Here is a 15,567-nt window from a genome sequence, read left to right on the forward strand (position 1 = left end):
TACGGAGACTTAATGAATACAGCACAATCGCTGGACGTGCGTTCGCACATCAACGGGCGCAAGATGTCCGGCTATCAATGGCTACTGCTGATCCTGTGCTTCCTCATCGTGGCCACCGACGGCATGGACGTGGCCATCATGGGCTTCCTGGCACCGGCCATCACCAAGGAATGGGGCATCTCGCGCGCGGCCTTCGGCGTGGTCATGAGTGCCGCGCCCATCGGCCTGGCCGTGGGTGCGCTGCTGGTCGGTCCGCTGTCGGACCGCTACGGCCGCAAGAAACTGCTGATGACGGCGGTGGCCTGGTTCGGTGCGTGCAGCCTGGCCTGTGCCTTCGCGCATGACGTGGTCACGCTCTCGGCGCTGCGCTTTTTGACTGGCCTCGGTCTGGGTGCGGCCATGCCCAATGCCACTACCCTGCTCTCCGAATACGTCCCGGAGCGTTCGCGCAGCACGCTGCTGGCCATCATGTTCACCGGATTCAACCTGGGTTCGGGCCTGGTGGGCTTTCTCGCCGCCGCCCTCTTGCCGGACTATGGCTGGCGCACCGTACTGATGGTCGGCGGTGCCATCCCGCTGCTGTGCCTGCCCTTCTACCTGTGGCTGGTGCCGGAGTCGGCGCGCTTCATGGTGGTGCGCCACTATCCCGCCGAGCGCATTGCCCGCACCCTGACGCGCGTGTGCGGCGGCCACTTCGCCGCCGGCCAGACCTTCAGCGTCAGCGAACCGCCGGTCAAGGGCGGCCAGCCGGCCAAGGTGCTGCTCTCGGAGTCCTATCGCAAGACCACGCTGTCGCTGTGGGGCACCTACTTCATGGGCCTGCTGGTGATCTACCTGCTCTCCGGCTGGCTGCCCACGCTGATCAAGGATGCCGGCCTGCCCATCGAGAAGGCGGCCAGCATCACGGCGCTGTTCCAGCTGGGCGGTACCGTCGGTGCACTGGTGGTAGGCTTCCTGATGGATCGCTGGTCGCCCAGCCGTGCCATCGCCAGCGCCTATATCGCCGGTGCCGTCTTCATCCTGCTGCTGGCGTCCGGCAGCGTGCAGTCGGGCATGTTTGCGGCCTACGTGCTGCTGGCCGGCTTCTGCATGAGCGGCGCGCAGACCGGACTGAACGCCTTCGCACCCTCCTGCTATCCGACCGTGGTGCGTGCCACCGGCGTATCGTGGATGCTGGGGGTGGGCCGCTTCGGCAGCATCCTGGGCTCCTTCGCCGGCGGCGTGCTGCTGTCGATGGGCTGGGGCTTTGGTGCCGTCATCGCGATTCTCGCGGTGCCGGCTACGCTGGCGGCGCTGATCATCGTCTTCATCCAGATGGGGCAGCGTCCGGCGGCTGCGGTTTGATCAAGCTGCTGCATCAATCACATCGGATTCATCTGTTACAGGAATAAATCGTCATGGCCAATATCGTCGGCGCCATCGCCACCTCCCATACACCGACCATCGGCTTCGCGCTGGATGCCAACAAGCAGCACGATGCGGTGTGGGCGCCCATCTTCAAGGCTTACGAGCCGGTGCAGCAATGGCTGCAAGAGAAGCAGCCGGACGTGCTGCTGATGGTCTACAACGACCACGTGACCTCCTTCTTCTTCGACCATTACTCCGCCTTTGCCCTGGGGGTGGGCAGCGAGTACCAGGTCGCCGACGAAGGCGGGGGGGCGCGCAAGCTGCCGGCCGTCGGTGGCCATGCGGCATTGGCACGGCATATCGGCAGCTCCCTGATGGCCGATGAATTCGACATGGCCTTCTTCCAGAACAAGCCGCTGGACCACGGGTGCTTCTCACCCCTGTCGATGCTGTGGCCGCACGAGAAAGACTGGCCCGGCCAGATCATCCCGCTGCAGGTGGGCGTGCTGCAGTTCCCGATCCCGACCGCACGCCGCTGCTACAAGCTGGGCCAGGGCCTGCGCCGCGCAATCGAAAGCTATCCGGAAGACCTGGACGTGGTCATCGTCGCGACCGGCGGGCTGTCGCACCAGGTGCATGGCGAGCGTGCGGGGTTCAACAATACGCCGTGGGACCATCAGTTCCTCGATCTCCTGCAGCATGACCCGGAGGCGCTCACGCGCCTGACCCACGCCGAACTGGCGACGCTGGGCGGACTGGAGAGTGCCGAGGTCATCATGTGGCTCATCATGCGCGGGGCCATGCCGGCGGGCGTCAACTGCCGGCATCGCGAGTATTACCTGCCCTCCATGACCGGCATCGCGGTGGCCGTGTATGAACCGGCGGTGCCGGTCGATGCGGCCTTGCAGGCGGCCGAGGTGGCGCGTCATCGCGAGCACGTGGCGCAGCAGCTCAAGGGCATCGAGCAACTGCAAGGCACCTATCCCTTCACGCTGGAGACGGCCAATGCGCGCTACCGCATCAACCGCTATCTGTACCAGCTGATCCAGCCGGCGTTCCGCGAGCGCTTCCGGGCTGATCCGCAGGCCACCTATGAGGAAGCCGGGCTGTCGCAGGAGGAATGCGACATGATCAGCCGCCGCGACTGGCAGGCCATGATCCGCTATGGCGTGATCTTCTTCCTGCTGGAAAAACTGGGCGCGGTGGTCGGCGTGTCGAACCTGCATATCTATGCGGCCATGCGCGGGCAGTCGCTGGAAGAATTCCAGAAGACGCGCAATGCGCCGGGAGCGCTGTACTCGGTAGCGGGCGCAGCGTCGGACAAGGCGGCGGATTGGAACAAGACCGGGACGAAGTGAACGTCTTTGCTTGCTGATGTACCTGGTATCGCGCCCTCCTTCGGAGCGGCGCGATTTTTTATGGATGTCGCCATTCAAAACAATTCGTCATTCCATCAAAAACTGCTATCTATCTTGACGATGGCGGAGTGAACGCAGCAATACAAATCGCCTGAAAATTAGAATTTCTTCCATTGAGAAAACGCCTCTCGCAACGGAGACTGTCGCCTTCGTCGCCCGAGGCCTCTGCAGCACCGATGAGCTCAAGGGCATTGGCCGCATCCGGGACTTCCTCCTTCAAGCCGGGCAAGCGCACTTCGCAAGTGGGTCTGCGTTTTTTGCCTGTTTGTTCACTGGCCTGTTCCGGATTGCGCGAATTCTCCCTGGAAAGCGCATCGCATGCCCGCCCCCTCGCAGAAAGATTCAGCCCGCTCCCAAGCGCGCATCACGCAGCATCGCCGGCTGCTCAAGCTGGACTCGCCGCTCGGGCCGGACATCCTCCTGCCACAACGGCTCATCGCCACTGAGCGACTGAATCACGGCTACGAAGTCACCCTCGATCTGCTGGCCACGCGCACCGGCATCGCGCTGGAGCAATTGATTGCACAGCCCGTCACCCTGTGGATCAGGCAGCATGAAGGCGATACCCTCCCCTGGCATGGCTACGTGCATACCGCCAAGCGCCTGGGCAGTGACGGCGAGATCGATTTCTGCCAGCTCTCGTTTTCTCCCTGGCTGCATTTCCTGCGTTTTCGCAAGGACGCCCGGATCTGGCAGGACAAGACCACCGAGGACATTCTTGCGGACGTGTTCGACGGCCATCCGCAAGCACGCGGCCACTATCGCTTCGAACTGGAGCGCCCGTCTCTGGCTCGGTCCTATTGCACCCAGTACGAAACCGATTGGAACTTCGTCCAGCGCCTGATGGAAGAAGAAGGCTGGTTCGCCCATCACGAGCAACAGGAGGATGGCGGCGGCCATGTTCTGGTCATTACCGACACTACGTGGAGCCTGCCCGGCCTGCACCGGCAAGGCATTGCCTTCCACGGTGCCGGCCCCCGTGACGAGCTCGACAAGATCCTGCAGTGGAGCGCCAGCCGCACGCTCGCCTCGAACGTCTGGCGCGGCCGCAGCGACGACTACAAATCGCTTCGCCTGCAGAAGGAGGCCGAAGAGCAGGTGATGGCAGAGTATGGACTGCTGCCCGCACAGCTGGAGGTGTATGAGTACACCGGCGCATACCGTTTTTCCCAGCAGGAGCAAGGCAATCGTCAGGCCGACCTGCAAGTGGAGCAATGGGAATCTGCGATGCAGCGCTACAGCGGCGTCTCGGGCGTGCGCAATCTGGCTTGCGGGCGCTGGTTCAGGCTGGAGGACCATCCCCTGCATCGCAAGGAGCCGGAGAGCGAACGCCAGTTCGTCATCCTGGCCATCGACTGGTTCATCGAGAACAACCTGCCCCTGTCGCATCAGGCGCTGGATTTTCCGCGCAGCCTGAGCGCGGCGCTGCTGGCCTTCAAGGAGTCGATCCGGCGTGAGCGGCAAGTCGACCAGACGGAGAATGAACACACCGGCCATTGCTTCAACCGCTTCGAGGTACAGCGGCGCAAGCTGCCGTTCCGCCCTGCGCGGTCGCATGCCAGGCCGCTCATGCTGCCGCAGACGGCGATCGTCGTGGGGCCTGCGGGAGAGGAGGTTTACACCGATTCTCTCGATCGCATCAAGGTCCAGTTCCGCTGGGATCGCATCAACCCGGGCAATGAGGCGGCGTCCTGCTGGGTCCGGGTGAGTTATGCCAATGCAGGCGAGTACTGGGGTGCCGTCCATGTGCCGCGCATCGGGCAGGAAGTCATCGTGTCCTTCCTCAATGGCGACCCGGATCGACCGGTCGTGACGGGGCGCCTGTTCAATGAGGAACAGCGTCCGCCATGGCACAGCAACGGACGGCTATCGGGATTCAAATCCAAGGAATTCGACGGTGTCGGGTTCAACCAGCTGGTGATGGATGACACCTCGGCGCAAAACCGTATTCATCTCTACAGCTCCCATGCCCATTCGCAGTTGAATCTCGGCCATCTGATCAGCCAGACGGGCAATGAGCGCCGCCATTTCTTCGGCACCGGTTTCGCGCTCAGTACCGATGCCTACGGCGCCATCGTCACGCACAAGGGCTTGTACATCAGCACCTACGGCAGGCCGGGTGCACAGGGAACGCAACTGGATGCCAGCGAAGCCACCGGCCAACTGAAAACCGCATCGGCAATGAGCCGGCAACTCTCCGAGACAGCGGCGAAGGCAGATGCGGAAGCGCTCGGTGGACTGGATGCCCTGGGCAAGATGATCGAAGCGACGCAAGGCAATTACCCGGAAGCCACGCAATCGGAGGCCAATCGTTTCAAGCAAGCCATCCTGCTGGCCGCGTCTCCCGACGGCATCGGCCTGACCACGCGCAAGGGGCTGCATGCGCATGCCGGAGAAGAGATCACCTTGTCCTCGGGTTCGGATACCAGCATCGCGACCGGCAAGAGTCTGCTGGCCAGCGTCGCCGAAAAAATCAGCCTGTTTGCCTTCAAGGCCGGGATCAAGCTGTTCTCCGCCAAGGGCAAGGTGGAGGTGCAGGCGCAGAGCGACGACCTGGATCTCATTGCCGAGAAGGTGGCGCGGCTGCTATCGACCAGCGGGCGCGTAGAGATCCATGCGAAAGAAGAGGTGGTGATCTCGGCAGGCGGTTCCTTCATCCAGATCAACGCCTCCGGGATCACGCAAGGAACCGCCGGCAAATGGGAATGCAAGGCGTCGCAGCATGCGATGACGGGTCCGGCACGCGTGTCGTATGCGATGCCATTGCTGCCCGCGAGCGACTTGAATCTGCCCAAGCGCTATCCCTACTCACAGTGAGTTTTTCTTCAACGAGGACATCATGCTGATCAGTCCCCCTTTCCTGCCTGCGCGCACGGGTCAACAAGCCGAAGACGAATGGCTGGACCTGGCCATGAACGGCGATGCGCCAGGCCGGGGCGCATTTCCGGTCAGTTTCAATCTCGGCTGGCATGGCGGGATTCACCTGACCGCTCCGAGGGCAGGCAATGCGCATGAACCGGTCAGGGCCATTGCGGATGGCACCATCGTTCTTGTACGCCCGTCGACCAAGGGGCTGCCCAACCTGCCGCCTGAACATCCCCTCATGTACAACGGGGCCACCAGCGATGGCGTGGTCGTCATCAGGCATGAAGCCGAGATCGGCGAAGGTGAACAGGCGCGCGTCGTCTTCTTCAGTGTCTACATGCACTTGCATGACATCGCGCCGGCCACGCTGCTCAAGCGCTTCGTGCATCGCAAGGAAATCATCGGACAGGCGGGCTACATCAATGGCGAAAAGGGCCGCCTGCATGTCGAGATCATCTGCGACGATGCCAATCTCGTCCGTCTCGCGGGCCGCGCTGCAGACCCGTTGTCTCTTGCCTCGGATGGACGCAATGATGTGATCTTCGGCGAGACCTTTTTCCTCATCCCCGCCGGCACACCGATCTTCGATCAGGAGCCCCTGCCGCATTCCGCGCAGGCGTTGACTCCGGCCCCGAAACGCAAGCGGCGCGCCGGCGATGAAGAACCGGATCCTCCGGTGGCCCTGACAGCCATTCATGCGACGGCAAGTGACTATCTTGTGGGAGTGCGTTACCCCGGCGCGGAGGGCGATGTTGCGCGTACCGGCGAAGCCGTGGTCACCGCTTACGCCATGGATGGGAGCCGGATGGGCGCGCCCTTGCCGGACAAGGATGGAGAGGCCAGTCTCTACAAAAATGCGGTAAGGATTGCCAAGGCCTTTCCCGATACGCAGCGGCCGGCACCCGCTGCCGTCTATGAATTGCTACGTTTCGGACGCGTGATCGGTCCTGACAAGCTGCCCTCGGCCTCGCTGCCCCATTGGAGGAAAGTTCCGTATTCCGAGGGATTCGGCTGGGTCAATCTCCACGCGCCCAACATCCGCATCTTCAGCGATGCGGATTTCCCGCCCTGGAAGGGATGGCGACTCATTGATGACGATACGGATCAGGACAGCCGCTGCGACTCCCGGACCATCCGCAGCTGGCTTGACAGCAACTGCGATGGCCGGGTGCAGGTGGAGGAAGCCACGGCGCGACTGAGCGATCCGACAATTGCCGCCAGATTGCGCAGGGTCATTGCCCGATTCCCTACCGAGTGGGAGAGCAGCACCATCGATGCCCGCTGGGGATGGCTGAAGACCAGCACGACAGAAAATCCGACGCCGTTGAGCAACACGGATTTTGAGGCCCTGCGTGCGCACATCAAGGCCTTGGCGTTCTGGCCCGGAGGCATGGACCTGCCCAGAGTGCATTGGCATTGGCATCCGAAGGAATTCATTCGCCACTTCCGCAAATGCGCGTGGCTCAGTGCGAAGGACCTGGCGCGCATCTAATGGTGTTAATCGAAAAACGCAGAAGCCAAATAATCTCACTGAGCGCATTAACGAGACTCTTTGGGCTCAGAACATACTAATGGATGACAAAAAATGATCAGAATCCAAGTTCTCTTAGGCATCGTTCTCGCAGGAATTTCTCTGTCAGCCCCTGCAACAGAGATTTCTAAAAGGGAGCTGACCTCGCTGGCAAAAAATCTACATATTCCTGCCACCTGGCGCATTCAGAAAAATATGAAACCACTAGGAAAGGACTTTCCTAAAACGTACTGCACCGTCTTTTATTCACGAAAGACAAATCAATGGCTCGGAGAACTCTGCATTTCTTCAAACAAGAATTTCATCAGGACGATGGGGGTCCGGGACGAAGTACCTGAAGAGGAGGACTGGGCCGATCGTAGCAAATATGAGGTCGGCTACTGGAGCGTCACGCCGCTTTCCATCTACCCAATGACGCCATTTATTTTGAAACCGATAAAGAACTACGCCGCCGAACCGGACTGCTATATGGAAGATGGTCCGGTGTATCGCGCGACCAGCATGTGCCATACCGCACTGTATGAGTTGCGCCCAGGCGTCTTCATTTACAGCGTCTTTCACTTCTTTGACAACGTAAAGCGCAAACAGAAGACCCAACTTGCCGACATCAGGGAGTTGTGGATTCACGTCGGAAAGAAGATCAGCAAAAGATCCAAGCCATGAATGAAAAAATCGCCAGCCCCAATCCCCTCTGCGCTAGACGATAACCCATATCCCACGACAGAGCACGCCAAAGACAACGAACCGGACGTATATGCAAGCCATCAAGATACTGGTCTTTCTTTTTCTGCTGATGAGCATTCAACCTGCTTTTTCCCAAGTCATCACCCAGGCGGAGGCGACCGAGCTAATGCGAGACGTGAACATCCCGGTTACATGGCGCTTGGCAAAAAACATGAAGCAGCAGAATCGGTATTATCCAAATACTTACTGTGCGATTTTCCATTCAAAGCTCACAAAGCAATGGATCGGAAAATTGTGCCTGACCATCAACAAGGAATACATTTCTGATGTAGGAATTCGCGACGAAGTCCCCGAAGAAGAAAATTGGGCGGATCGGACACGATACGAAGTCGGCTACTGGCGCGTAACGCCGCTCTCCCTCTACCCAATGACGCCGTTTATTCTGAAGCCGATCAAAAACTACTCTGCAGAATCCGACTGCTTTATGGAAGACGGTCCTGTCTATCGAGCCACAAGCATGTGCCACACCACGCTTTATAAATTGCGTCCGGGCGTCTTCATCTTCAGCGTCTTCCACTTCTTCGACAACGTAAAACGCAAGCAAATAACCAACCTCTCGGACATCAAAGCTCTATGGATCCAGATAGGAAACAAGGTCAACAAAAAATCGAGTCAATAACCTTGGAAAAACTCACAGCGAATTCGAACAAACGACGGCTGCAGCAGCCTGCACCAACGCTTGGCTGTCCAGATCCACCAGCCCAGCCGCCCCATTGATCCACCCCAAAAATCAACCCACCTGATAAACCCCCTTCAACATCTTGCGCACAATCGCCTCAAAGAAAATCACCGCAAACCCGTCATTGCGAATGAGCTGCTGCGTCAGGTCCGCGCATTTCTGCCTCACCGCATCCGGCAACAGCTGATCCTCCCCCGCCATCGACCGTCCCGCCACCTGGATCTCGGCGGCCCGCTGCACCGTCCACAGCAGGAAGAAGGCGCGCTGGATATCGCTCTCGCACACCGCCACCCCGTGATTGCGCAACACCAGAATGTGCTTGTCCCCGAGGCTCTGCAGCATGCGTTCCTTCTCCTCCGCAAACAGCGTAATGCCCTCGAACTCGTGATACCCGATGCGCCCGAACAGTTGCGCCCCATAGAAATCGTTGTGCTCGAAGCCGCTCTTCTTCATCGTCACCGCCGAGATCGGCGTGGTATGCGTATGGATCACGCAGCGCAAATCATCACGCGCGCCGTGGATGGCGCTATGCAGCGCAAACCCGGCCGGATTGGCCTTGTAGTCCGATGGTTCGGCCAACTGCCCATCCAGTCCCACCTTGAGCAGGTTGGCCGGCGTCACTTCGTTGTAGTTCAGCGCAAAGGGATTGACCAGGTAATGATGCTCCGGCCCCGGCACGCGCACCGAGATGTGGTTGAAGATCATCTCCGTCCAGCCCAGGTAATCCACCAGCCGGTAACAGTGCGCCAGCTGGATGCGCAGCGCCCATTCTTCATCACTGCAGTGGGATGGCTTATCTGCGCCATAGCTGAATTGCATGATATTCATCAATTTGACTCCTGAATCCGAAAATGAGGTGATCGCGCTCAGGCGGCCCGTGCCGTCGGCTGCGGTTGTTGTGTCTGCTGCGCTCTCTGTTGTCCTGTCTGCTCTGTCTGCTGCTGCGCCGCCTCGCCGCGAAAACGCGCCAGCGATACGATGGCCCGCGTGATCGGCATCGGGATGGCATAACGCTCGGCCATCTCCAGCACCGCATCGCCGATGGCCGCCAGCTCCAGTGGCCGCCCGCGCTCCAGATCCTGCAGCATCGAGGTGCGGAAGGCCCCCATGGCCTCGCCCAGCTGCAGGAAGGTCAGTGGATCGATATCCACCCGCGCCCCATGGCTGGACGCCACCAGCAAGGTCTCGCGCATGATCTGGCTGACCACCTCGCGCAGCTCCGGCAAGCCGTACAACTGCTGCAGCGTGCCCTGCGTGATGACCGACAACGGGTTGGTGCTGATGTTGGCGATGATCTTGGTCCACAGCTTGTCGCGGATGCGATCGGTGGCGCGGGCTTCGATACCGGCCGCTTCCACCGCTGCACGCACGCGCATGAGCCGCTCGCTCATCTCGCCGGAAGGTTCACCCAGCACCATCAGGTGCGGATTGACCGAGCGGATCACGCCCGGGCTCTCGACCTCGGCCGTGATGAAGAGCACGCTGCCAATCAGCCGGTCCAGCGCAACCGCGTTTGACAGCGCACCATCCGGGTCCACGGCCTTGACGGCCTGGCCATCGAAGCGCCCGCCCTCGCGGTGGAAATACCACCACGGCACGCCATTGTTGGTCGGGATCACCACCGTCTCTTCGCCCACCATGGGCGCGATCTGGGGCAGCAGGGCTGACATGTCCTGACTCTTGGCGCACAGGAAAATGACGTCCTGAACACCGAACTCCGGCAACTGGCTGGCCGCCGGACGGGCGTGCGTGGTGCCGTGCAGGTCATGCAAGGTCAGGCCGCGCTCGCGGATGGCCTGCAGCGTCTGGCCGCGTGCCAATACGCTGACCTGATGGCCGGCGGCCGACAGCCGCACGGCCAGGGTGCCGCCGATGGCGCCGGCGCCGGCGATGCAGATGCGCAGAGGTGCTGGCACAGGAGAAGAGGAAGTTTCTTGTTTCATGGAATTCAAGGAAGAAGACATCAGCCAGCCAGCTTGTCCTGGTGCTTGCCGGACAAGCCCAGGTAAGCCTCGATCACGCGGCGGTCATGGGCCAGTTGGCTGGCCGGGCCGTGCATGCGGATCTCGCCGTTCTCCAGCACATAGCCATAGTCGGCCACCTGCAGCGCAGCGCGCGCGTTCTGCTCCACCAGCAGGATGGAGACGCCGCGCCGGCGCAGCTCGGCGATGATGCGGAAGATCTCGCGCACGATCAGCGGGGCCAGCCCCAGGCTGGGCTCGTCCAGCATCAGCAGGCGCGGTTTGGCCATGAGCGCACGGCCCACAGCCAGCATCTGGCGCTCGCCGCCCGAGAGCGTGCCGGCCTGTTGCGTGCGGCGTTCACGCAAGCGCGGGAAGAGCGTATAGACCTCTTCCAGCGTCGCCGCGTAGTCGCGCTGGCCGGTGCGGTAACGCTGGAAAGCCCCCAGCATCAGGTTGTCCTCGATGTTCATCTCCGAGAACAGCTCGCGCTTCTCCGGCACCAGGGTCATGCCGGCCGCCACCATCTCTTCGACCTCGGGCGAATGGCGGATGGTGCCGTCAAACGCCATCGCCCCGCGCGAGGGCAACACCCCCATGATGGCCGACAGCAGCGTGGTCTTGCCCGCGCCATTGGGGCCGATCACGGTGACGATCTTGCCCTGCTCCACCGAGAGGTCGATGCCCGACAGTACCTGCACCCGGCCATAGGCCGCCGACAGGTCGCGTACTTCCAATACCTTATTGCCCATGATGTGCTCCTGCTGCGATGGCATTGCCCGCGCCCTCTTCGACTGCGGCGCCCTCTTCCTCGTCGGCCACGCCCAGATAGGCTTCCAGCACGGCGCGATTGTTCTGGATCTCTTCGGGCAAGCCCTCGGCGATCTTCTGGCCGAAGTCCATCACCACGATGCGGTCCACCAGTTCCATCACGAAATCCATGTCGTGTTCCACCAGCAGGATGGCCATGCCTTCGCTGCGCAGCTTGCGCAGAAGGTCGCCCAGCGCCTGCTTCTCCCCAAGGCGCAGACCCGCTGCGGGTTCATCCAGCAACAGCAGGCAGGGATCGGCGGCCAGCGCACGGGCGATTTCCAGGATGCGTTGCTGGCCCAGCGACAGCGCACCGGCCTGCTCGAACATCTGCGCCTTCAATCCGACACGTTCGATCTGGCGTGCCGCTTCCGCCAGGATGCGCGCCTCTTCCTGGCGATCCAGACGTAGCATGGACGACAGCACACCGCGCTGGCCGCGCAGATAGGCACCGATGGCGACGTTCTCCAGCACCGTCATGCGCGGCATCAGGCGTACATGCTGGAAGCTGCGGCTCATGCCCAGCCCGGCGATGTGACGCGAACCGCGACCGGTGACCTCATGGCCGCGGAACTGCACGCTGCCCGAGGTCGGTGTATCGACACCGGAAATCTGGTTGAAGAGCGTGGACTTGCCCGCCCCATTGGGACCGATCAGGGCCAGCACTTCACCGGCCATCACCTTCAGGCTCATGTTGTTGTTGGCCACCAGGCCGCCGAACTTGCGGGTGACGTCCCGCACATCCAGCACCACTTCCTGCGGCGCAGGCATGGGACGGCGCGGCAGGGCTTCGGCTTGCGGATCGATCTCCAGCCGGCGGCTGCGCACCGGCACCAGGCGGGCCAGGTAAGGCCAGAGCCCATCACGCGAACGCTGCAGCAGCACCACGATCAAGAGCCCGAAGACGATGGTCTCGAAGTTGCCCGAGCGCCCCAGTACCACCGGCAGGATGCCCTGCAGCCATTCCTTGAGCACCACGATCAAGGTGGAACCCAGCACCGCGCCCCACACATGGCTCGCTCCGCCCAATACCGCCATGAACAGGTAGTCGATGCCGAAGCCCAGCCCGAAGGGCGAGGGATTGACGAAGCGCTGCATGTGCACGTACAGCCAGCCCGACAGGGCCGCGAGCACGGCGGCGATCACGAAGACCACGATGCGCATGCGCGCCGTATTGATGCCCATGGCCTCGGCCATCACGATGCCGCCCTTGAGCGCACGGATGGCGCGGCCCTCGCGCGAATCCAGCAGATTGCTCAGGGCCGCCACGCCCAGCAGCACGGCCACCCAGATCAGGCCAAACATGGCCCGGTCGGAACTGAGCGCGATGCCAAAGAACGTGATCGAGGGAATGCCCGACATGCCGGTCTGCCCGCCCATGCTCTCCAGCGTACCGAAGATGAAATACAGGCTGATGCCCCAGGCGATGGTGCCCAGCGGCAGGTAGTGGCCGGAGAGCTTGAGCGTGACGCTGCCCACCGCAAAGGCCAGCACGGCCGTCAGCACCAGGGCCACCACCAGTGCCACCCAGGGCGATTGCATCCACAGCAGCGCATCGGGCAGCGGCAGGATCTTGGCCGACAGTGCCGCCGAGAAATAGGCACCCAGACCGACGAACGCCGCCTGCCCGAAGCTGGTCAGGCCGGCCACGCCGGTCAGCAGCACCAGTCCCAGCACCACCAGCGAGGCCAGGCCGATGTTGTTCAACAAGGTCATGGTGAACGGTGGCAGCACGAAGGGCGCAACCGCCAGCAGGACCACGAACAGGCCCAGTGCCGCGCGCGAGGACAATCGCGCCACCGGACGTTTGGAAGAAGAGGTGGAGGCAGCGGGTTTCATTCTTCTTCCTCCACGTGACGGGTCGACAGAGAACGCCATAGCAGGATGGGAATGATCAGCACGAAGACGATGATTTCCTTGTAGGCACTGGCCCAGAAGGTCGAGAAGGATTCGATGAGGCCAATGGCCAGTGCGCCGATGGCCGCCACCGGGTAGCTGACCAGCCCGCCGATGATGGAACCGACGAAGCCCTTCAGGCTGATCAGGAAGCCGGAGTCATAGTAGATCGTGGTGATGGGCGCGATCAGCACGCCCGACATCACGCCAATGAGTGAAGCCAGCAGGAACATGGCCTTGCCCGCGAACACCGGCGAGATGCCCATCAGGCGCGCGCCCATGCGGTTCAGCGCAGCCGCGCGCAAGGCCTTGCCATAGAGCGTGCGCTCGAACATCAGGAACAGCCCCACGATGAGCAGCAGCGACACGCAGATCACCCACAGCGCCTGACTCGAAAAGCGCAGGCTGCCCAGTTCCAGGCTGGCCTCGGTGAAGGGCGCGGTGCGTGCGCCTTCGGGGCCGAACACCAGCAGCGCCACACCGACCAGCGCCACGTGCACGGCGATGGAGACGATCAGCAGCACCAGCGGCGAGGCCGAGGCGATGGGCTGGAAAGCCATGCGGTACATCAGCGGCCCCATCGGCACCAGCAGCAGCAGAGTCATGGCGATCTGCGCCAGCATGGGCAAGGTGGCGAAGTTGAGATTCAGGGCCAGTCCCGCCACGACCACGGCATACACCAGCTTGGCCGGCAGCCACAGGCTGGGGCGGCGGCGGCTGGTGCGCCACATGTCGTAGAGATCGAAGGCACAGGCGCCCAGGCACATGGCCACCAGCAGCCAGGCGACGGTGAGCGGCTGGCCGTTCTGCATCATGCCCATGGTGAGCGCGCCGAAGGAGACGAACTCGCCTTGCGGGATCAGGAGGATACGGGTGACGGTAAAGACCAGGACGATGGACAGCGCCAAGAGCGCATAGATGGCACCGTTGGTGATGCCGTCCTGTCCCAGCAGCGCCACGATTTGGAGATTCATTGCGACTTCCTTGTGGAGCCGGCGCGCGCTGCCATCCAGCCGGGAACGACGCGCCAGGTTCGGGATGCGGGTGGAGGTGGAACACTGCACCCGCCCGGCGTGGAGGCCGGACCGGCGCAGCAGGCGTGGTCCTTACGGCTTGAGCAGGGCCCAGTTGCCGCCCTTGACGGTGATGAGCTCACGACCACGTTCATCGAAACCGCTGTGGTCCGCCGGGCTCATGTTGTAGACGCCCTGGGTGCCGACCACTTCCTTGGTGCTTTCCAATGCATCGCGCAGGGCGGCGCGGAATTCCTTGCTGCCCGGCTTGGCTTTCTTCGCGGCGACAGGAATGGCCTTCTCCAGCAGCAGGCCGGCGTCATACACGTTGGCACCAAAGGTGGCGGGCACGGTGTTGTACATCTTCTTGTAGGCCTCGATGTACTCGGTGGCGACCTTCTTGGAGGGATTGCTGTCCGCGATCTCGGGCAGTACCAGCATCAGGCTCGCGGCCAGGATGGTGCCCTCGACCTTGTTCTTGCCCAGCTGCAGGAAGGCCGGCAAGGCCGCGCCGTGGGTCTGGTAGATCTTGCCCTTGTAGCCCTGGTCGAACAGCGTGGTCTGCGGCAGCACGGTGGCCGCGCCCGGGGCCGCCACCAGCACGGCATCCGGATTGGCAGCGACGATCTTGAGCGTCTGCGCGGTGACCGAAGTATCGGTGCGCTGGTAGCGCTCATTGGCCACGATCTTGATGTTGTTCTTGGCTGCCAGCTCCGTGAAGACCTTGGCCCAGTTCTCACCGAAGGGATCGTTGACGGCGATGAAGCCGGCCGTCTTGACCTTGGTCTTGACCATCTGGGCCACCAAGGCGCTGGCGATCAGGTCATCGTTCTGGGTGGTCTTGAAGACCCACTTCTTCTGCTCCGTCATCGGCAGCACCACGGCCGCCGTGCCCACCGGGGCCAGCATCGGCACGCCGGCTTCGGCCGCAAAGGAAATCACGCCCATGGCATTGGGCGAACCGCTGGGGCCGATGATGGCATCGACGTTGTATTCGGCAATCAGTTTCTTGACTTCGGTGACCGACTTGGTCGGATCGCTGGCATCGTCCAGCGAGATGTATTCGATCTTCAGATCACCGGCCTTGGCCGGCAGCAGCGGCACGGTGTTCTTCTGCGGAATGCCCACCAGCGAGACCGGCCCGGTGGAGGAGGTCACGACCCCGATCTTGACCTGGGCAAAGGCAGGATTGCCGGCGACGCTGGCGAGGGTTCCGGCAGCGGCCAGAACGGCGGTGGCGGCGGTGGCAATCAGGCGTTTGTGCAGCATGTGTTTCTCCCTTGTTGGTTGAGATGATGGCGGG

Annotated in this window: 12 protein-coding genes; 6 read left to right on the forward strand and 6 right to left on the reverse strand. The window is 62.1% G+C overall.

Features of this window, described 5'->3' with window-relative positions:
• The first annotated feature begins 12 nt into the window (after nucleotides 1–12).
• The 6 genes from ACWHXP_RS13535 (at nucleotide 13) to ACWHXP_RS13560 (ending at nucleotide 8,524) form a co-directional block, all read left to right on the forward strand.
• Complete coding sequence (locus tag ACWHXP_RS13535; RefSeq protein WP_489635767.1) at nucleotides 13–1,344, forward strand: MFS transporter; 1,332 nt, start codon at nucleotides 13–15, stop codon at nucleotides 1,342–1,344.
• Between the two features lie 53 nt (nucleotides 1,345–1,397).
• The gene (locus tag ACWHXP_RS13540; RefSeq protein ID WP_489635766.1) at nucleotides 1,398–2,705 is read left to right on the forward strand and encodes a gallate dioxygenase; all 1,308 of its coding nucleotides are present in this window, start codon (nucleotides 1,398–1,400) and stop codon (nucleotides 2,703–2,705) included.
• 378 nt (nucleotides 2,706–3,083) lie between these two features.
• Complete coding sequence (locus ACWHXP_RS13545) at nucleotides 3,084–5,582, forward strand: type VI secretion system Vgr family protein (protein WP_489635765.1); 2,499 nt, start codon at nucleotides 3,084–3,086, stop codon at nucleotides 5,580–5,582.
• A gap of 22 nt (nucleotides 5,583–5,604) precedes the next feature.
• On the forward strand, nucleotides 5,605–7,122 hold the full coding sequence (locus tag ACWHXP_RS13550) for a M23 family metallopeptidase (protein ID WP_489635764.1): 1,518 nt from the start codon (nucleotides 5,605–5,607) through the stop codon (nucleotides 7,120–7,122).
• A gap of 93 nt (nucleotides 7,123–7,215) precedes the next feature.
• Nucleotides 7,216–7,824 carry a hypothetical protein gene (locus ACWHXP_RS13555; protein WP_489624949.1) on the forward strand — a complete coding sequence of 203 codons (609 nt, stop codon included), beginning with the start codon at nucleotides 7,216–7,218 and terminating at the stop codon, nucleotides 7,822–7,824.
• A gap of 91 nt (nucleotides 7,825–7,915) precedes the next feature.
• Nucleotides 7,916–8,524, forward strand: a complete 609-nt coding sequence (locus tag ACWHXP_RS13560) for a hypothetical protein (protein ID WP_489635763.1) — start codon at nucleotides 7,916–7,918, stop codon at nucleotides 8,522–8,524.
• 111 nt (nucleotides 8,525–8,635) lie between these two features.
• On the opposite strand, the gene ACWHXP_RS13565 is transcribed toward ACWHXP_RS13560, so the two are convergent.
• From ACWHXP_RS13565 to ACWHXP_RS13590, 6 genes are all read right to left on the reverse strand, one after another.
• Entirely contained in the window at nucleotides 8,636–9,412 is a 777-nt protein-coding gene (locus tag ACWHXP_RS13565; protein ID WP_034334430.1) for a class II aldolase/adducin family protein, read from the reverse strand.
• A gap of 38 nt (nucleotides 9,413–9,450) precedes the next feature.
• Nucleotides 9,451–10,527: a ketopantoate reductase family protein gene (locus tag ACWHXP_RS13570; RefSeq protein WP_489635762.1), complete on the reverse strand. Its 1,077-nt coding sequence runs from the start codon at nucleotides 10,525–10,527 to the stop codon at nucleotides 9,451–9,453.
• 20 nt (nucleotides 10,528–10,547) lie between these two features.
• Nucleotides 10,548–11,297 carry an ABC transporter ATP-binding protein gene (locus ACWHXP_RS13575; RefSeq protein WP_034334426.1) on the reverse strand — a complete coding sequence of 250 codons (750 nt, stop codon included), beginning with the start codon at nucleotides 11,295–11,297 and terminating at the stop codon, nucleotides 10,548–10,550.
• Nucleotides 11,287–13,194 carry a branched-chain amino acid ABC transporter ATP-binding protein/permease gene (locus tag ACWHXP_RS13580; RefSeq protein WP_134134687.1) on the reverse strand — a complete coding sequence of 636 codons (1,908 nt, stop codon included), beginning with the start codon at nucleotides 13,192–13,194 and terminating at the stop codon, nucleotides 11,287–11,289. The genes ACWHXP_RS13575 and ACWHXP_RS13580 overlap by 11 nt, the downstream gene beginning before the upstream one ends.
• Entirely contained in the window at nucleotides 13,191–14,225 is a 1,035-nt protein-coding gene (locus tag ACWHXP_RS13585) for a branched-chain amino acid ABC transporter permease (protein WP_116535770.1), read from the reverse strand. The genes ACWHXP_RS13580 and ACWHXP_RS13585 overlap by 4 nt, the downstream gene beginning before the upstream one ends.
• 132 nt (nucleotides 14,226–14,357) lie before the next feature.
• Nucleotides 14,358–15,533 (reverse strand): ABC transporter substrate-binding protein, encoded by a 1,176-nt coding sequence (locus tag ACWHXP_RS13590; protein WP_489635760.1) that lies wholly within the window; start codon nucleotides 15,531–15,533, stop codon nucleotides 14,358–14,360.
• Nucleotides 15,534–15,567 lie beyond the last annotated feature (34 nt).

The organism is Herbaspirillum sp. Her2 (assembly GCF_057961375.1).